This window comes from Nocardia spongicola, from assembly GCF_047200775.1.
In the GTDB taxonomy this organism is placed as follows: Bacteria; Actinomycetota; Actinomycetes; order Mycobacteriales; family Mycobacteriaceae; genus Nocardia.
The window spans coordinates 1,117,163-1,136,025 of sequence record NZ_JBJZOO010000001.1; the positions used below are offsets into that span (position 1 = coordinate 1,117,163).

12 protein-coding genes are annotated in these 18,863 nt (G+C 64.8%); 7 read left to right on the plus strand and 5 right to left on the minus strand.

The genetic code is table 11. From position 1 onward, the window contains the following. Positions 1 to 230 precede the first annotated feature (230 nt). Entirely contained in the window at positions 231 to 407 is a 177-nt protein-coding gene (locus ACL02S_RS04830) for a hypothetical protein (protein ID WP_412801021.1), read from the plus strand. Between the two features lie 251 nt (positions 408 to 658). Next, the gene (locus ACL02S_RS04835) at positions 659 to 7,147 is read left to right on the plus strand and encodes a type I polyketide synthase (protein ID WP_412801025.1); all 6,489 of its coding nucleotides are present in this window, start codon (positions 659 to 661) and stop codon (positions 7,145 to 7,147) included. 577 nt (positions 7,148 to 7,724) lie between these two features. Here ACL02S_RS04835 and ACL02S_RS04840 read toward each other — a convergent pair. Continuing rightward, the gene (locus ACL02S_RS04840; protein ID WP_412801026.1) at positions 7,725 to 8,633 is read right to left on the minus strand and encodes a hydrogen peroxide-inducible genes activator; all 909 of its coding nucleotides are present in this window, start codon (positions 8,631 to 8,633) and stop codon (positions 7,725 to 7,727) included. A 110-nt stretch (positions 8,634 to 8,743) separates the two neighbouring features. Here ACL02S_RS04840 and ACL02S_RS04845 point away from each other — a divergent pair, with 110 nt between their 5' ends. From ACL02S_RS04845 to ACL02S_RS04855, 3 genes are all read left to right on the plus strand, one after another. Further along, a complete protein-coding gene (locus ACL02S_RS04845; RefSeq protein ID WP_412801027.1) occupies positions 8,744 to 9,331 on the plus strand; it encodes a peroxiredoxin in 588 nt (195 codons plus the stop codon). Positions 9,332 to 9,447: 116 nt separating this feature from the next. Continuing rightward, positions 9,448 to 9,987, plus strand: a complete 540-nt coding sequence (gene ahpD / locus ACL02S_RS04850; protein WP_412801028.1) for an alkylhydroperoxidase, AhpD family — start codon at positions 9,448 to 9,450, stop codon at positions 9,985 to 9,987. A gap of 98 nt (positions 9,988 to 10,085) precedes the next feature. Then, complete coding sequence (locus ACL02S_RS04855) at positions 10,086 to 10,760, plus strand: PhzF family phenazine biosynthesis protein (protein WP_412801029.1); 675 nt, start codon at positions 10,086 to 10,088, stop codon at positions 10,758 to 10,760. A gap of 31 nt (positions 10,761 to 10,791) precedes the next feature. On the opposite strand, the gene ACL02S_RS04860 is transcribed toward ACL02S_RS04855, so the two are convergent. The 3 genes from ACL02S_RS04860 to ACL02S_RS04870 are packed head-to-tail and all read right to left on the minus strand — an operon-like array spanning position 10,792 to position 12,626. Further along, on the minus strand, positions 10,792 to 11,196 hold the full coding sequence (locus tag ACL02S_RS04860; protein ID WP_412801030.1) for an RskA family anti-sigma factor: 405 nt from the start codon (positions 11,194 to 11,196) through the stop codon (positions 10,792 to 10,794). Continuing rightward, entirely contained in the window at positions 11,189 to 11,896 is a 708-nt protein-coding gene (gene sigK / locus ACL02S_RS04865; RefSeq protein ID WP_412801031.1) for an ECF RNA polymerase sigma factor SigK, read from the minus strand. The genes ACL02S_RS04860 and sigK overlap by 8 nt, the downstream gene beginning before the upstream one ends. A 43-nt stretch (positions 11,897 to 11,939) precedes the next feature. Continuing rightward, positions 11,940 to 12,626, minus strand: a complete 687-nt coding sequence (locus ACL02S_RS04870) for a DUF5134 domain-containing protein (RefSeq protein WP_412801032.1) — start codon at positions 12,624 to 12,626, stop codon at positions 11,940 to 11,942. A 114-nt stretch (positions 12,627 to 12,740) separates the two neighbouring features. Between ACL02S_RS04870 and ACL02S_RS04875 the strand changes: the two genes are divergently transcribed. Continuing rightward, positions 12,741 to 13,310, plus strand: coding sequence for a GNAT family N-acetyltransferase (locus ACL02S_RS04875; protein WP_412801033.1), 570 nt, complete (start codon positions 12,741 to 12,743; stop codon positions 13,308 to 13,310). A gap of 53 nt (positions 13,311 to 13,363) precedes the next feature. Here the strand turns inward: ACL02S_RS04875 and ACL02S_RS04880 are convergent, their stop codons facing one another. After that, entirely contained in the window at positions 13,364 to 14,587 is a 1,224-nt protein-coding gene (locus ACL02S_RS04880; protein WP_412801034.1) for an aminotransferase family protein, read from the minus strand. A gap of 114 nt (positions 14,588 to 14,701) precedes the next feature. On the opposite strand from ACL02S_RS04880, the gene hrpA reads away from it, so the two are divergent. Continuing rightward, entirely contained in the window at positions 14,702 to 18,862 is a 4,161-nt protein-coding gene (hrpA, locus tag ACL02S_RS04885) for an ATP-dependent RNA helicase HrpA (RefSeq protein ID WP_412801035.1), read from the plus strand. Position 18,863 lies beyond the last annotated feature (1 nt).

Here is an 18,863-nt window from a genome sequence, read left to right on the forward strand (position 1 = left end):
CCGAGCAGACAGACACCCGCTACGACATCATCGTGATCGATCTACCGGACGAACGCGCCGAGGAAGCCCCAGCACAACCGGCTCTACGAAACGGAGTTCCTCTCCCGATGCCGTGCACCGCTCACACCAAGCGGCGTGCTGAGCGCCCGAGCCGGGGACGCGCGACCATGTAACGCAACGAAACCCTGAAGCAGTCCTGGCAGCGTTTCCGTGAACAGCTCGGCACCATCATGCACTACGACAACAACGAACACGAATGGTCGTTCCTGTCCGGACTGATCGAAACAATCGACAACCCGGTCGAGGGAATGACCGACCACCTGGCCCTGCTGCCATACAAGCCCGAGACAATCGACGCACGGGCACTGGTACACGATGCGATCGAACCGCACACGCTACGCGCGTAACGCGGCAGAAAACCGAAACACAAAGGCAAGATCAGAGATAACAAAAATATCGCGAGCATATTCTCGCGTAACCATTTTGAAATCTCACTTCTTCCACATCTGATGATAGATTCTTCTGAAGCACCCGGGGGCAAGGAAGATACCTGGGGAATTTCATTACAATCCCTATATATTGAAATCTCTGCATCATAAAACTGCCACACAGCAGAAATGAGCAGGCGCAGAGGGCGACGTCGACTCAGGAGTGAATTTTGTCTGATATTGCCATTGTCGGTATCGGCTGTCATTATGCCGGTGGTATCGAATCCCCGGAAACGTTCTGGGATTTCGTGGTCAACAAGCATGACGGAGTGCGCGAAATTCCGTCCGAGCGCTGGGATTGGCGGCGCTTCTACGACCAGGACCGGCGCACACCGGGCCATATGTATGTCAAGCGGGCAGCGTTCATGGCCAGTGATCCCTGGGCGTTCGATCCGGACTTCTTCGGGATCTCGGCACGCGAGGCATCCACGATGGATCCGCAGCAGCGGTTGGTGCTGGAGACCGCGTGGGAGGCATTCGACGACGCCGGGATCGCGGGCAGGCTCTCGGGCTCCTCGCTCGGTGTGTACGTCGGCGCGTTCACCGTTGACCAGATGGGTATCATCCTGAATACCTTCGCACTTCCGTATGCCGATATGCATACGGCCTCGGGTGCGTCGTACACGATGATCTCCAACCGGTTGGCGTATGTGCTGAATCTGGTCGGCCCGGCCATCACGGTGGATACCGCGTGTTCGTCATCGTTGGTGGCGTTTCATCTGGCCTGCCAGGGCATCGAGAACGGTGACTGCGAGATGGCCGTCGCGGGTGGGGTGACCGTACTGGCGCAGCCGGAGACCTTCGTGTCGATGTGCAAGGGGGGCTTCCTGGCCACCGATGGGCGCAGTAAGGCGTTCGACGCGTCCGCGGATGGTTACGGCCGGGGCGAGGGCGTTGGGATGGTGGTGTTGAAGAAACTCGATGCCGCGCAGCGGGACGGGGACCGGATCTACGCGGTGGTGAAGGCGACCGGGTCCAATCAGGACGGGCGCACCACCGCGATCACCGTGCCGAACGCCGATCTGCAGGAACAACTCGCCGAAGAAGTGACCCGGCGTGCGGGGATCACACCGGATCAGGTCACCTATGTGGAGGCGCACGGCACCGGCACCCCGGTGGGAGACCCGTTGGAGCTGCGGGCCATCGGGCGGGCCTACGGCGCGGTAACCGGACGCACGTCCCCGTTGGGGGTGGGGTCGGTGAAAACCCAGCTGGGGCATAGCGAGGCCGCGTCGGGAATCGCGAGTGTGATCAAGTCGGCGTTGGCGATCTCACATCGCACCATCGCCCCGCAGTACTGGTTCGACACCCCCAATCCGGATATCGCGTTCGACGAGCTGAATCTGCGGTTGCAGTTGGAGGCCGAGTCGGTGGGGCCTGAGGTGGATCGGATGACCATCGCGGTCAACGGTTTCGGCTATGGCGGCACCAACGCACATGCCATCTTGCAGGAGTATCGGCCACCGGAGCATCCCGGCGGCAACGGGCAGGTGCGCACTCCTCGGCATTACGGGGTGTTGCCGTTGTCGGCGCGCAGTGAGCAGGCGGTGCGGGATCTCGCCCGCGGATTCGCCGAACGCATCGCCGAGGGTGCCGAAGTGGGTCTGCTGGCCGAGGCGGCGTGGACGCGGCGTAATCATCATCCGTTCCGGGCTGGAATCGCCTTCGCCGACGACATCGAGCTGGTACAGAGGTTGCTCGAGTTCGCGGAGGGCACCGGGCAGGCGAGCCGGGCGGTGGCCGGCAAGGTGGCCGAGCCGGTGTTCGTGTTCACCGGGATGGGCCCGCAGTGGTGGGCCATGGCCCGCGGCCTGCTGGAAGCCGACGGGGTGTTCGCCGCCGAGGCCGCCCGCATCGATAAGGAATTCCAGCAGATCGCCGGCTGGTCGATCATCAAGGAACTCCTACGGCCGGAAGACGAGTCGCAGGCGACGACCACTGTGGTCGCGCAGGCGGGGAACTTCCTGGTACAGGTAGCGTTGTGCGCCGAACTGGACCAGTTGGGTATCCGTCCGGCGGCAGTGGTCGGCCACAGTGTCGGTGAGGTCGCCGCCGCCTATGTGGCCGGAGTGTTGTCGCTGCATGATGCGTTGTTGGTGGGCTATCACCGGGCGCGGTTACAGGCCACGACCGCCGAGTCCGGGGGCATGCTCGCAGTCGGGCTGCCGCTGGCCGAGGTCGAAGAGCTCATCGCCTGCGACGACCGGGTGGATGTCGCGGCGGTCAACAGCCCGTCGGCGGTGACCCTGGCCGGCGATATCACCCGGCTCGACGAGATCGCCGAACCCCTCACCGAGCAGGGGTTGTTCGCCAAACGCCTGCAGGTGGAGGTGCCCTATCACAGCCATTTGATGGACCCGATCCTCGATGAGCTACGCACCGTGCTGGCGGAATTGCGGCCGGGGAAGCCGCGGATCCCGTTGTATTCCACCGTCACCGGTGCTCGTCTGACCGAGGCGGGGATGGATGCGCAGTATTGGTGCGGCAATGTGCGTCAAGCGGTGCGTTTCGCTGATGCGACCCGCGAGCTGATCCGCGACGGTAGCCGGGTGTTCGTGGAGATCGGCCCGCATCCGGTGCTGGCGGCCAATATTCGTGAGGTGCTGCGTGCGGCCGGTGAGACCGGTGCCACCGTCGCGACGCTCAACCGCAAACAGGACGATGCCGACAGTATCCGGAAAACCGTCGCCGGGTTGTATGCGGCCGGGGCATTGGATATCGAGGGATTGTTCGCCGATCTACCGTCCCCGACCCCGCATATCGACCTGCCGGTCTACCCATGGCAGAACACCCACCTGCGCAACGTACTGCCCCATGACCAGATTCGCCGCTATGGTATCCCCGACAGATACGCCATGCTTGGCGATCAACTTCTCGACGAGACCACGAACTGGCAACTGCAGTTGAACACCACCGAATTGCCGTGGCTGGTCGATCATGTGGTCGGCGGCACCCGTATCCTGCCGGGTACGGGCTATCTGGACACGGCCCTGAGCACCGCGCTGACACGCACCGGGTCGATGGGCATAGGGGTGGAGGATGTGCGGTTCGTCGCTCCACTGGTCATCAACGATGGTGAAACACCGCTCATGCGATTGGATCTGGAGGAATCGACCCGCCGCTTCACCATCCGCTCCCGTGCCATGGCTGGCACGGTGTGGACGATCCATGCCACCGGACGGCTGGTCGAAAGCACCTACGAACCAACCGAGATCGATGTCCCGCCCACCACGTCGATGATCGACATCGATCCGGCCGGTTTCTATGCCATGCTGGCCGCGAGCGGGCTGGAGTACGGGCCCGCCTTCCAACGCGCCACCGCGCTGCGGGTTTCCGGCGACACGGTGGTGGCCACGGTGGATGGCACCCTCTCCGACGAGGGTCGCTACGCCGCACATCCCGCGGTCGTCGACGCCGCGTTGCAGACCGTGGCCACCCTGCTGGCAGCCAGCGCCACATCCGGTGACGGTGCCCTGGTCCCGGTGGAGGTCCGCCAAGTGCGGTTGCTGGCCCCGTTGCCGGAGGAGATCACCGTGGTGGCCCGGCTGCGCCCCACCGACGAACACGCGAGCGCCGCGAACGAACCGGTCGCGGATATCGACCTGCTCGATGCCGACCACAACACCTGCATGCAGGTCATCGGGCTGAAATTCGGGTCCATCGCACCGCGGCCCGCCCCGATGCAGCGGATGACCGACTTCTTCTACGAAGAAGTCTGGGAGATGCGTGATCCCATCGATCCAGCCACCCTGCCCGCGACCGAGGATCTCTACACCCTGATCGTGGTGATGGACACCGTCCCGACCCCGAGCGCGCAGCAGATCCTGCGGGTCAGCACACCCGGTTCGGCGGGCACCGAGCTATTCGTCGTCGGCGATCCGGACCGCGAGGATCTGGAAACCGCACTGACCGAACGGCTGCGGGCGGCTCGTACACAGCCGGGTGCCCAACGGCTGCATCTGGTGGTGGTCTCGGGCGCGAGTTACAACGATATGGACAATCTGTGGACCCTGCGCCGTATCACGGTGGCCGCCGACGACTTCCTCCAGACCTGGCAGGCCGAGCACGGGATCGAACGGGAAGTTGTGGGCGAATTCGAAGTCGCCAGCTATGGCGATGACAGCTATTACGTCTCGCTGGTCACCCAGAACGCATTCACCCATCCGCAAGCCGACATGGCACCGAACCCGAGCCAGACCGCGCTGGCCGGTGCCCGTCGCGTCATGCTCAACGAGCAACCCTGGTCACGCTGGCGGTTGATCGATCTCGATGGGCATGTCGCCGATACTGATCTCGCCACGGAACTGACCATCCCCGGTGCGTTCACCTTCGACCATGCCGATGAGGTGTTCCTGCACGATGGAGGCCGATGGGTCACAGTGGTGAAACGCACGCTGCAGGATCGTCTCGATGCCATCGAAGAACCGGTGCCACTGACCGACCAAGAGGTCAACTTCCGGTTGGAGCTGCCCAAGACAAGGAGCCTTACGCAACTGGGGTGGCGGCGATGCGACCGGCGTGCGCCCGGCCCCGGCGAGGCCGAGGTACGGATGATCACGCTCGGCCTCAACTACAAGGATGCGATGAAGGTCATGGGCGTGCTCGGCGATCGGGAACTCGGCGGGACTTTCCACGGCGTGGAGCCGGGTATGGAGGGCGGGGGCGTGATCGTCCGCGTCGGTCCTGGTGTCACCGATTTCAAGATCGGCGACCCGGTCTCCATCATCTGCAAGGACATGATGCGCCGCTACAACACCCTCAGCGTGGACAGAGTATTCCACATGTTCGTTACCAAAGAGAATATAGACCCCGGCGAGGTCAGTAGCTCCATCTCGTTCCTGTCCGCGATGTATGCGCTGGACGAGGTGGCCCGGCTACAGCCGGGAGAGACGGTACTCGTGCACGGTGCGGCCGGTGGGCTCGGCACAGCCGCGGTGCAGGTCGCCAAACACTACGGCGCACAGGTGATCGGCACCGCGAGCACCGACGAGCGCCGCGCCTACGTGCTGGAGCAGGGCGCCGATCATGTGGTGAACTCCCGATCACTGAACTTCGTCGATGAGGTGCTCGCACTCACCGATGGTCAGGGCGCGGACGTGGTGGTCAGCACCGCCCCCGGCGAGATCCTGATCCATAACTTCGAAGCGGTCGCCGAATTCGGACGCATTCTCGAGCTCGGCAAGGCCGACACCTACTTCGGCGGGGTACTCGAGCTGCGACACTTCATCAAGAACGTGGCGTACTTCTCGGTCGACCTCGACCGGTTGATGCTGCGGCGGCCAGAGCGGCCTCTTCGGCACATCCGCGAGGCGATTCGTCTCCTCGATAACGGCACCTATCGACCGCTGCCCTATGAGCTCTACGGCACCGCTGATGTCGGGCGTGCCTTCGAGGAAGTCGCGCGCTCGAGCAAGGTCGGCCGCGTGGTCCTGAACATGGCCGAGGAAGCGCCGCTGGTGCGGCCGAGACTTCCGGAAGTGGTCATCGATGCCGATGCGCAATACCTGATCACCGGCGGATTCGGTGGTTTCGGCCTTGCCGTCGGGCGCTGGCTGGTCGGCAAGGGCGCTCGGCATCTGACCCTGCTCGGCCGCCGAGGCCCCACCACCGACGGTGCCCGCGACCAGCTCACCGCCTGGGCGCAGCAGGGTATCGAGGTGACCACCGAGACAGCCGATGTGACCGATGTCGAGGCGATCGCCGCGGTGATCGCGCGCGCCGACACCCCCGAGCATCCGCTGAAGGGCGTTTTCCACACCGCGGGTGTGCTGGACGACAAGCGCATCCGCAGTGTGGACCGCGCCAATATAGCCAGAGTGTTCGAACCCAAACTGCCAGGGGCACACGCCCTGTGGCAGGGCGTCCAAGCGGCCGGGGCACAGCTGGACGAATTCGTCCTTTTCTCCTCCGGTTCCGTCATCTTCGGTGCTGTCGGCCAGTATGCCTACAGCGCGGCCAACCTCGCGGTGGAAACCTACGCGGAGGTGCTGGCCAGGCAAGGTGCGCCCGCACGGGCGTTCGGCTGGGGTCATATGGTCGGCGCGGGCATGCTGGCCGACGACGAGAGCTTCTCTCGCTACCTGGTCACCATCGGATTCGACACCATGGAGATGGACGAGGGGCCGGTGTACATGGAGCAGGCGATGCGCCTGAATGCCACCAGGGGCGAAATCTTCCCGATCAACTGGAGCCGGGTCGCGAACAATACTGGAGTGCATATGGGGGAGATCGGCCGGACCGAAGGCTTGGTCGCCGCAGCGGCACAGCACGATTCGGCCACTGCCCGGTTGCGGGCCGAACTCACCGCCCTCGACGAGGCCAAGCGCAAGGAGGTGGTCGCGCGGATGCTCGCCGAACAGCTGGCGTCGGTGATGGGAGTGTCGGCGGAGTCGATCGACCTGACCGTACCCGTACCGGAACTGGGACTGGACTCGCTCATGGCCGTCGAATTCGCCACCACGGTCAGCCAATCCCTCGACGTCGACCTGATGTCGCTGAAGCTCGGGCGGTCGTTCAGCCTGGAACAGGCAGGTGCCACGGTGGCAGAGGCGGTCCTCGGAAGCGCCGGTCCGGTAGCGCTACCGGACGCACCATCCGGAACCGACACCGACACCGACACCGACACCGACACCGACACCACGATGCAGGTTCCGGTATGACCTGATCAGCACAGGATCTGGCACGCAGGCTACTGGCGAGCGGTACCTCCGGCACCGCCACCGAGACCGCATCTGCTGCGGCAGCATCGCGAGTCTCGGCGCCGAAGACCACGCCGGTGACACCCGTGCGGCCGACAGCGTCGTCGCGCCGACGCCGGGGACCGGGCAAACAGTTCGCCGACCATCCGAAGTGGCGATGGCCATCCAGCGCCAGGCGATAGCCGAGGCGGCGGCCATCGCCCGTGAATACGACTGCGCGGTCATGGTCGACGAAGCCCACTCGATCGGGGTCTTCGGCGCACACGGCTACGGCATCCGCGAACATTACGGAATGCCCGGCGAGCTCCGCGCCGCCTTCGCCTCCTCCGCACTGCTGCGATACGGCGTCTATGTCACTTTCATCATCACGCCGACAGTCCCCGCGGGTCAGGAACGACTGCGGTTCTTCCTGACCTCGGCACACGCCGGAACAGCTGGTTTCGACCGCCGACCTGCTCGCGGAGACAATGACGTATGCGAAAAAGATCCCGGATACCGCTATCGACGCCTAGTGTGCGCGGCACGGACCGGACCGCCCCTACCTCGGCCGATCGGCGCCGATGAGGGAGGCCAGATATTCGTAGTCCTCGGCGTGCGCACTGGAAGCGCGGAAAGTCAGGCCGATAGTACGGCCGGGGGCTGGATCAGCGAAACGCGCGACACTCAGTGCGCCGCGAGCGGTCTCCGCCGCGACAGCCATCTCCGGAATCAGGGTAACGCCGAGTCCACCGGCGACGCATTGGACGATGGTCGTCAGGGAAGCGGCCCTGGTATCGCCGACAGCGGCGGGGTTGGCGTCGGCCGAGCGGCACAGCTCCAGGGTTTGGTCGCGCAGACAGTGCCCCTCGTCCAGCAGCAATAACGGCTGCGCATCCAGTATCTGCACCGCAAGATCGGTGCGTCCGGCCAGTTCGTGGCCGTGCGGGGTGACCAGCACGAATTCTTCGGTGAAAAGTGGGAGCTCGACCAGACCGGGCATATTGTTGGGGACCGCAAGTAGCGCGACATCCAGTACGCCGGTGCGCAGGCTGTCCAATAACCGTGCGGTGTGATCCTCGACGATCTGTGGGCGTAGCGCGGGTAATCGTTCCCGCAGATCGGGCAACAGCCCGGGCAGGACGTAGGGGGCTACCGTCGGAATGATGCCTATCCGAAGCGTGCCGCCGAGTCCGTCACCAGCCGCTGAGGCGACGAAACGGTCGGCAGCCTCCAGCGTGGCTATCGCGTTGGGAAGCAAGCGCATCCCCGCGGCGGTCACCAGCACTCGTCTGGTGCTCCGTTCGATCAGCTGGAGCCCGAGGCCGTTTTCGAGCGCCGCGAGTGCCTGCGATAACGTGGGCTGGCTCACAGCGAGTCTGGCTGCCGCAGTGCCGAAATGACGATATTCCGCGATCGCCACGAACGCACGCAGCTGTGACAGGGTTGGCTGATAAGTCTGATCAGTCACGCCTATCAGTCTAGTTCGACTGATCGCCTTTACCTTTTACTGCCCTTTCGGCAAGATCTGTTGAGAGCTTTCCGCACGAGCTGCCAATCCGACATGACGAGGAGACGAACATGGCCCTGCTGACCATCGGCGACCAATTCCCGGCATACAACCTCACCGCGGTCATCGGCGGTGACCTGTCCAAGGTCGACGCTCAGCAGCCAGATGACTACTTCACCCAGATCACCAGCGACGACCATGCGGGCAAATGGCGGATCGTCTTCTTCTGGCCGAAGGACTTCACCTTCGTATGCCCCACGGAGATCGCCGCGTTCGGCAAACTCGAGGAGGAGTTCGCCGACCGTGACGCACAAGTACTCGGCGCATCGGTCGACAACGAGTTCGTGCACTTCCAGTGGCGCGCTCAGCACGAGGACCTCAAGACGCTTCCCTTCCCTATGCTCTCGGACCTCAAGCGCGAACTCGCCACGGCTACCGGTGTGCTGAACGCCGACGGCGTCGCCGACCGCGCCACCTTCATCATCGACCCGAACAACGAAATCCAGTTCGTATCGGTCACCGCGGGGTCGGTGGGTCGCAATGTCGAGGAGGTGCTGCGCGTACTGGACGCACTGCAGTCCGATGAGCTGTGCGCCTGCAACTGGAAGAAGGGCGACCCGACCATCGACGCCGGTGAGCTCTTGGCCGCCAGCGTCTGAAAATCGTGGCGCATCCGGAGTTTCCCTGGTGCGCCACATAGTCGCCTACCACGCGGAAACCACCGAGAAACGATATCCCTACGGGGCTGATCGAGAATGAACAGAGGAACTGTCGAATGAGCATTGAGAACCTGAAGAACTCCCTTCCCGAGTACGCCAAGGACCTCAAGCTCAACTTGTCATCGATGGCACGGACCACCGTGCTGAACGAGCAGCAACTGTGGGGCACCCTGCTGGCATCGGCCGCGGCGACCAAGTCGACGACCACGCTGCGGGAGATCGCCGAAGAAGCCGCCGACGTGTTGTCGGCCGAGGCTTACAACGCCGCGCTCGGCGCGGCCTCGATCATGGGCATGAACAACGTGTTCTATCGAGGCAAGGCGTTCCTCGGCGGCCGCTACGACGATCTTCGGGCCGGGCTGCGCATGCAGATCATCGGTTCTCCCGGTGTCGACAAGGTCGATTTCGAGCTCTGGTCATTCGCGGTCTCCTCGATCAACGGCTGCGCGCACTGCCTGGAGGCACACGAACACACGCTGCGTGAGGCAGGCATTTCCCGCGAAGTGATCTTCGAATCACTGCGCGCTGCCGCCATCGTGGCCGGGGTCGGGCAGGCGGTGCAATCGACCGAAACGCTCAGCACGGCCGCGATCTGATAGCTCCGACGCGGCCCCGTCCGGCATACGGGGCCGCGTCGGTTTCCCTGCCGATTCGAACAGCGACGCACCCATGGCACCGAGTAGGCTCAGCGCATATGGGCACACAGGTTGATGTGGTGCGAGTATTCACCGACGCCACCGGGCGGTTCGGCAATGAACTCGGTATCGCCAAGGCCGAGGAGGTGGCCGAAGCCGATCGACAGGCATTGGCCGCGAAAGCCGGGTACAGCGAAACGGTAGTAGTCGAGGAACCGGTGGCAGGCGTCGCAGACGTCCGTATCTTCACCCCCCTGTTGGAGCTTCCATTCGCCGGGCATCCATCGGTAGGTACGGCATGGTGGTTCGCTTCCCGCGGCACCCCGGTGCGGACCCTTGTCGTTCCCGCCGGTCCGGTGACGGTGGAGCTGACCAACGGGTTGACCTGGATCACCGCGCGCGGTGCCTGGGCACCCGAGTTCACCTTCCACCAGCTCGCCGACGCCGAGGAATTGGCCGCGCTCCGAGCGGACGACTTTCCCGGCGGTCCGCACTATCTGTGGACCTGGATCGACGAACGTCGCGGTGCGCTGCGCTCACGCATGTTCGCCCCCATCATGGGTATCGCCGAAGACGAGGCCACCGGCGCCGCGGCTGTGGCATTGACCGCGTTGCTGCGGCAAGGACTGATCATCACCCAGGGCCAGGGCTCCCAGTTGTTCACCCAGTGGGACTCCGATGGCTGGGTGCGGCTCGGCGGGCGCGTCGCCGCCGCTCATACGGTGGAGATCTAGCTCTGGCACGAACGACAGCCAGGGCGCGTACCTAATGCAGAGCCATCCGATCCGGCGGCGAACCGGTGCCACGGCTGGTCATTCGCCATGCGCCGAACATCAGACACACGAGCGTGGCGATCGGCACCGCCCACCACAGCGGCCCACGCCACGATGAAGCCCGCACGACCCGCTTCCCGGCCCGCCGGTCGGGCAGCGCCGCCAGAATGCGATCTTCCAAACCGGGTGGCGGCACGCACTCGTCGAGCACGGTCAGCCGCCCCATGATGTCGCGCACCTGCCAGACGGTATCGGAGAATGCCTGCCGCACGGCAGGGTCCGCGCCGGCCAAACGCGCATCTATCCGTCTGCGCTCGATATCGGCGACCGCGTCCAGTGCGCATGGATAAGCGAAATCGATGAGGTCCGCATCCGACTGCGGTGGGATGTCAGCCATCGGTGCCTTCTCTGGACAAGCACTTCTCCAATCTCTTCAGCCCGTCACGAATACGGGTCTTGATCGTCGGCAACGGCACCGAGAGCTGGTCGGCGACCTCACGATAGGTTCGCCCGCTGTAGTACGCCAGCGCGATGGCTTCGCGCTGGGTGGGAGTCAGCGTCCGCAGACAGCGCACCACCTGCTGCTCTTCGATACGCTGCGTCACCGATTCGGCGACGATGTCATGATCGCGGCCCAGCTGCTCGTAGGCGTAGACCAAATCCCGGTTGGCAGCCGAACTCTCCGCGCGGACCCGATCCACCGCACGCCGGTGCGCAAGCATCATGATCCACCCCACCGGACTTGCCAATGTGGCGTCGTAACGATCGGCCATCGACCACACTTGGAGATAGACCTCCTGGGTCACCTCTTCCGCGGCGGCGTAACTGCGCAGGATGCGTACCGTCAACCCGAATACCCGCGAGCTGGTGAGGCGGTAGAACTCGGTGAAAGCGACACGATCACCCGCACCGGTCGCCACGAGCAATGCCATCAGTTTGCGGGTCATGAGCCGGGCCGGTGTCGGGTTGTACTCGACAGGTAGCGGACACGCGAACCCGACCCCATCCGGTTCCCCCGGCTCCGGTGACGGAGCATCGGGCCGATCTACTGGAGCAGAGCCGTGTTCGTCGCCGGTGGCCGAATCCCGTGCCTGCATAAACAGGGGTTCGGTATACAAAGGGAACCGGATTGGTCCCCGGTCAACCGAAAACCGCGGCAACCAACATGTAGGCGCTACCCATGTCCATCACCAGGTGGGGCAATACCTCCCGGGTCCGGACGGGTCCGGTACACGCTGCGACGTATCCACCGCAACGAATCAGCGATCCGAGTGCTCCCCGCGCGGACCCGCGGGTAGCCGCGAAGCGGGCAGCGATAGCGACGAATACCGCATCGAGCAGAAAAAACGCCGTGAGACCGAGTGCTGGACCAGCAGCAGGACCGCCTGCGTGGCCGCCGGCATGACCGGACATCGCGTAGAGCATCGCAGCGGCGGCCACGGTGTGATATCCGAGCGGAACCACCTGGCCGATGGGCAATGACCTGCCCTGCGCGACGTGCTCTGCCGCACGAGCTACGAGCAGCCCGGAGAAGACCACGACCATCGCTATCAGCACACCGTGCAGCATGTGCGGGTTCGCACCGGAGGGAAACAACAGCATGCCGAGCATCACCGAGCACATCACCAAATGCGCCGCATCGGATTCGGAATGCCCGGCCGCATGTGGCCGCGACGAGTGGGTTCCCGCTTCGGCCGGATGATCGAACGGACCCGGTAGTGACACCGCGAACGCCGTCACCCGTGCCACGACAATTGCCGAAGCGACCAGGAACGCCGCTACCATCGCCCACCGCAGTGCGGCGTATTCCTGTACGAATTGCGCCACGCCCCACCGCCTCTCGCCACGGCAGCCGGCAACCGTTACCTCACCATGCTCGCATCTCGTTGTGGTCGGAGTGCTCTTTTCCGGTGACACCGCACCCGATACCAGAGCCATTCGATGGCGGACGAACGGGCAGACCGCCGGACAACCCGCGATGATGGGCATATGGCCCGCAAGAACGAGCAATCCACTGCCACCGTAGAAAACGGTGGTCTGCGCATCATCGTCGACGATCTCACCGGACCCGAGATCGCTGCCCTGCTCACCGAGCACCTCGCCGATATGGCCGCACACTCGCCGCAGGAGAGCGTGCACGCCCGGCCGCTTTCGGCACTGCGCGACCCCGCCATCACGGTATGGACCGGGTGGGACGAACAACACACTCTGGCCGGCTGCATTGCCCTCCAACACCACACCCGTGAACACGCCGAGATCAAGTCCATGCGCACCGCCGCGACGCACCGGCGCCGTGGGATCGCCACACTGTTACTGCGCCATCTCCTCACCGAAGCCGCTGCCCGCGGCTATCGCAGACTCAGCCTGGAAACCGGATCACCGGACTTCTTCGAGCCCGCTCGGCGGCTCTATGCCGCGCACGGCTTCGATTACTGCGCCCCGTTCGGCGACTATCGTCCAGACCCCTACAGCGTGTTCATGACCCGTGCCCTGCCCCGCGACGATATGTGAACAGCCAGGGATACGGCCGAGCGGTAGGACAACAGAGCCGCCCGGCCGCGCCGTCAGCCCAGTGCGCGATGGAATCCGTCGACGAGTTCGGCCACCTGGTCGTCGGTCATGACGAACGACGGAGAGATCTGCATCGCGCCCTGGCCCGCGGCACGGCCGGAGATACCGTGCGCGCGCAGTGTTTTGACCAGCGGCAAGCCTTCGGCGGGGTCGGCCAGCTGGATCGCGGCGACCGCCCCTAGCCCACTGCGCACCTCGGCCACCCGTGGATGGTCCGCGAGTACCGAAAGCTGCTTGTGCAGGCTGTTTTCCAGACGTAGAGCGGCATCGAGCAAACCCTCGCGCTCGATGATGTCGAGGTTGGCCATGGCCGCCGCGGCGGCGCCCGCGTGGCCGCCGTAGGTGTAACCGTGCCGCCACCACACACCGCCCGCGAAGAAGGGCTCCGCCACACGCGGGGCGATGAATACCGCACCCATCGGGAGATAACCGGAGGTCAACCCCTTCGCGGTGGTCATGATGTCGGGTTCGAGCGCGAACCTGGAGGAAGCGAACCACGCTCCGCCGATCCGGCCGAAACCGGTGACCACCTCATCGGCGACGAACAGGATGTCATGGTCACGGCAGATCCGGCGCACCTCGGTGAGATAGCCCTGCGGTGGCAAATAGATACCGCCTGCGCCGATGATCGGTTCGCAGAAGAACGCGGCGATACGTTCGGCACCGACCTCATCGATCAGGGCGAGCAAGGCTTTCGCCTCGTCCCATTCGACAGTTCTGGCCGCGGGCATCAGTTCCCCGTAGCCCTCGCGGTTGCCCGGTATGCCCGCCAGCGCCGTGCCCGCGACGTGCATACCGTGGTAGGCCATCCGCCGGCCGACCACGATCGTCTTATCCGGCTTTCCGAGTTCGTGCCAGTACCGTCGCGCCAGCTTGGCCGCGGTCTCGACGGAGTCTGAGCCACCGGAGGTGAAAAAGATCTTGCTGTTGGGCACCGGGGCCAGATCCGCGAGTCGCTCGGCCAGTTCCTGAGTGACCGGCGCGGCGAGATCACCGAAATTGGAGTAGTGCGCGATCGTACGCAGCTGGGCGGCGACCGCATCGGCGATCTCGCCGCGCCCGTGCCCGACATTGGCGAACCACAGACCCGCTGTCGCGTCCAGGTACCGCTTACCTGCCTTGTCGAAGATATAAGCGCCGTCACCACGGGCGACCGCGAACGCGCCGTCTCGCTCGACGGCGCCCATGTCGGCAAAACCATGCCATAGCGCATTCATGCCCCCATCTTTACCGGAAACCGGGTTATTTACCGAATGGCCGGGTCTGCCCGCGCCCCGGCGCACCTCCTGGCGGAATATTCGATAGCGGGTTTCGGTACTCTGATCGATGCAATGATCACGCCAGCCGCCACCGATTTCCGCACCCTCCGGGCCCGCCTGGCGAATCTTTCGCTTCGTGACGAACACCGGCTCCGTCGGCGACTGGACCGGGTACGCGGGGGCGATCTGAGTGAAGTCGAGGCCGCGATCTCGGCGGCCGAGCGTAAGGTCGAGGCGCGCCGCGCCGCATTACCGCAGGTCCGCTATCCGGAACAATTGCCGGTCACCGCCCGCCGCGAGGATATCGCCGCGGCTATCGCCGAGCATCAGGTGGTGATCGTCGCGGGCGAGACCGGCTCGGGCAAGACCACCCAGATTCCGAAGATCTGCCTCGAACTGGGCCGGGGTATCCGCGGCACTATCGGGCACACCCAGCCACGCAGGCTCGCCGCGCGCACCGTAGCCGAACGCATCGCGGAGGAACTCGACACCGAACTCGGCGATGTCGTCGGTTACACGGTGCGATTCACCGACCAGGCCTCCGAACGCACGCTGATCAAACTGATGACCGATGGCATCCTGCTCGCCGAGATCCAGCGTGATCGGCTGCTGCGTCGTTACGACACGATCATCATCGATGAGGCACACGAACGCAGCCTCACCATCGATTTCCTGCTCGGTTACCTGGCGCAATTGCTCCCCCGTCGACCCGATCTCAAGGTGATCATCACCTCGGCGACCATCGATCCGGAGCGGTTCGCCCGGCATTTCGCGGATGAGAAGGGGACTCCGGCACCGATTGTCGAAGTCTCCGGCCGCTCCTACCCGGTAGAGATCCGCTATCGGCCACTCACGCTGGAGCTTCCAGCAGGCGAGACCGACCAGGATGATCCGGACACCCGGATCATCGACCGTGATCCGATAGACGCGATCTGCGACGCGGTGACCGAATTGTTCGCCGCGGGTGACGGCGATGTACTGGTGTTCCTGTCCGGCGAACGTGAGATCCGCGACACTGCCGACGCGCTACGTGATCTGCGGCTGCCGCGCACCGAAATCCTCCCGCTCTACGCCCGGCTATCCGTGGCCGAACAGCACCGGGTATTCGCTCCGCATACCGGGCGACGAGTAGTGCTGGCGACCAATGTGGCGGAGACCTCACTGACGGTGCCGGGCATCCGGTATGTCGTCGACCCGGGAACCGCGCGAATCTCGCGGTATTCGATGCGGACCAAGGTACAGCGACTGCCCATCGAACCGGTGTCCCAGGCCTCGGCGCGGCAACGCTCCGGCCGCTGCGGCCGGGTCGCCGACGGTATCTGCATCCGGTTGTACTCCGAGGAGGACTTCGAATCCCGGCCCGCCTTCACCGAACCCGAGATTCTGCGCACCAATCTTGCCGCGGTCATTCTGCAGATGACCGCGCTCGGACTCGGTGACATCGAGAAATTTCCCTTCGTCGAGCCGCCGGAACGGCGCGCTATCCGCGACGGCATCGCCTTGCTCGAAGAACTCGGCGCGCTGGCACACCCCGGAGAACACAGCGCGCAGGCACGCGGCAGCGGTAAATCCGCTTCCCTGTCGCATCCCGGCGACGAAGCCGGTCTGACACTGACGCCGATCGGGCGGGAGATGGCCCAGCTGCCGGTCGATCCGAGGATGGCTCGAATGCTGGTGGAGGCACAGCGCAACGGCTGCCTGGCCGACCTGCTTGTCATCGTCGCGGCGCTATCGATCCAAGATGTCCGGGAGCGGCCCGCCGAACAGCAGCAGGCCGCCGATACCGCACACGCCCGGTTCACCGTCGAGGGCTCGGACTTCCTGACCTACCTGCGCCTGTGGGACTACCTCGGCGGTCAGCGCGCGACGTTATCGTCCAATCAGTTCCGGCGCCTGTGCCGGGAGGAGTTCCTGCACTATCTGAGAATCCGGGAGTGGCAGGATCTGCACGGGCAACTGCGCACGATCACCAAGGGGCTCGGCTGGTCGACGCGGCCGCGGGAAACAGATACCGCACGGGACCCGTCCGATGTCTCCGGACCGGAGCGCGGGGCAGCGGGCAGAAAACACCGGGGCAAGCCTGCGCGCACCAGAGATAACAGACAGCCCCGAGATAACGGACAGCGCAGCGGGAAAAGCGACCCGCCCGGCACCGTCGCGGTAACGGACGACAGCGTTGCCTGGGACGCCACCGCGATCCATCAGGCGCTATTGGCGGGCATGCTGTCGCATATCGGGGTCAGGGAGGCGGAAACCAAGGAGTTCCTCGGCGCGCGCAACGCCAAGTTCATGATCTTCCCTGGTTCCTCGCTGGCGAAGAAACCACCGCGCTGGGTCATGGCGGCCGAACTGGTCGAGACCTCACGCCTATGGGGCCGGATCGCCGCGAAGATCGAGCCAGAATGGGCCGAACGACTGGCAGGCGACCTGGTAAAACGCACCTACGCCGAACCGCACTGGTCGGCACGGCGCGGCACGGCGCGCGCCTACGAGCGCGTCACTCTCTACGGCATCCCGCTGGTCACCGGCAGACCGGTGGATTACAGCCGGATCGATCCCGAGCTCTCTCGCGAACTGTTCATCAGACATGCCCTGGTACAGGGCGAATGGCAAACCCGACACCAATTCTTCCACCGCAATCGCGCGCTACTCGACGATGTCGCCGATCTGGAGCACCGGGCCCGTCGCAGGGACATTCTGGTCGACGACGAGGCACTATACGAGTTCTACGATAAACGCCTGCCCGCCGATATCGTCTCGGTACGGCATTTCGACAGCTGGTGGCGCACCGCACGCCGTGCTGATCCCGCGCTGCTCGACTTCTCGACTGCCACCGTGATCAACGAGGGCACCGCCACGCTCGACCCATCGGACTTTCCCGACTCCTGGCGGCAAGGCGAGCTCAGCTTCCCGCTCACCTACCAGTTCGAACCGGGCAATGACGATGACGGCGTCACCGTGCGGATCCCGGTGGAGCAGCTCGCCCATGTCCGTGCCGTCGGCTTCGACTGGCTGGTGCCGGGCATGCGCGCCGAGCTGGCCACCGCGCTGATCAAGACATTGCCGAAAACACTGCGCCGCAGCGTCGTTCCGGCGCCCGATTTCGCGGCCGCCGCGTTGGCCGCGGTGACCCCGCGCGCGGAGCCGCTGCGCACCGGACTGGCGCGCGAGCTGTCCCGCCTCGGTTCGGTTCCGATCGCTGCGAGCGACTTCGATCCTGCCCTACTACCAGATCACCTGCGGATGACCTTCGCGGTCATCGGCGACGACGGTGCCACGCTGGCTCGCGGCAAAAGCCTCGCCGCGCTCAAAAACGGTCTGGCCGAGCAAGTATCCGCATCGGTCGCCAAGGCTGCCGCCGGGGTGGAACGCCCGCCTGCCACTGTGTGGACCACCGAATCACTCGGCACCGTCGCGCCGACGGTGCGCCGGACAGTGGCCGGGCAGACCGTTACCGGATATCCCGCGCTGGTCGCCGAGGGCGAAGGGGTGGCGGTCCGGGTGCTCAGCTCCCCCGCCGAGCAGGCCACCGCGATGCGTTCTGGCACCAGAGCGCTGTTGCTACACGCCTTGCCGGTATCGGCCCGTGCCGTCACCGCAGGCCTGTCGCCCGCGGATCGGCTTGCACTGAGCCAGAATCCTTATGGTTCCTTGGAGGCACTACTGGACGATTGCCGCGCGGCTGCCGCTGACGAACTCCTCGCCGCCGCGGGTGGTCCGGTGCGTGACCCGGCGGAGTTCGACGCGCTCCTCGCCCGGATCCGCCCTGATTTCACCGCCACCGTCACCAGTGTTCTTCGTTCGGTGGTTCCGGTTCTCGCTACCGCCAACCAGGTTTCGGCCACACTGGCACAGGTCCGCGAGCGCGATATCGCCGAGGATGTGCGTGATCAACTCGACAACCTGGTGTTCCGTGGTTTCATCTCCGAATGGGGTGCTATCAGGTTGCGCGAGCTGCCCCGCTATCTGCGGGCGGCGCTGCTGCGCCTACAGGCATTGCCCGGCTCGGCAGCGCGCGATCGTCAGGGGATGACCGAACTCGACCGGGCACTGGCCTCCTACAACCGCCTGGTCGATTCGCTACCGGAGCACCGAAGGCACACCCGAGCGATCACCGATATCTGGTGGATGCTCGAGGAACTGCGCATCAGTCTGTTCGCACAACAGGTCGGCACGTCCTTCCCCGTATCGGCCAAGCGGATCGAGAAGGCGATCGCGGGAGTGCGGCGCTGAG

What these genes read in the sequence shown, in the direction of transcription:
- ACL02S_RS04880 (WP_412801034.1), bottom strand. Translation starts at nt 14,587, where the DNA reads ATGAATGCGCTATGGCATGGTTTTGCCGACATGGGCGCCGTCGAGCGA.
- ACL02S_RS04845 (WP_412801027.1), top strand. Translation starts at nt 8,744, where the DNA reads ATGGCCCTGCTGACCATCGGCGACCAATTCCCGGCATACAACCTCACC.
- ahpD (WP_412801028.1), top strand. Translation starts at nt 9,448, where the DNA reads ATGAGCATTGAGAACCTGAAGAACTCCCTTCCCGAGTACGCCAAGGAC.
- ACL02S_RS04875 (WP_412801033.1), top strand. Translation starts at nt 12,741, where the DNA reads ATGGCGGACGAACGGGCAGACCGCCGGACAACCCGCGATGATGGGCAT.
- hrpA (WP_412801035.1), top strand. Translation starts at nt 14,702, where the DNA reads ATGATCACGCCAGCCGCCACCGATTTCCGCACCCTCCGGGCCCGCCTG.
- sigK (WP_412801031.1), bottom strand. Translation starts at nt 11,896, where the DNA reads ATGCAGGCACGGGATTCGGCCACCGGCGACGAACACGGCTCTGCTCCA.
- ACL02S_RS04855 (WP_412801029.1), top strand. Translation starts at nt 10,086, where the DNA reads ATGGGCACACAGGTTGATGTGGTGCGAGTATTCACCGACGCCACCGGG.
- ACL02S_RS04830 (WP_412801021.1), top strand. Translation starts at nt 231, where the DNA reads ATGCACTACGACAACAACGAACACGAATGGTCGTTCCTGTCCGGACTG.
- ACL02S_RS04860 (WP_412801030.1), bottom strand. Translation starts at nt 11,196, where the DNA reads ATGGCTGACATCCCACCGCAGTCGGATGCGGACCTCATCGATTTCGCT.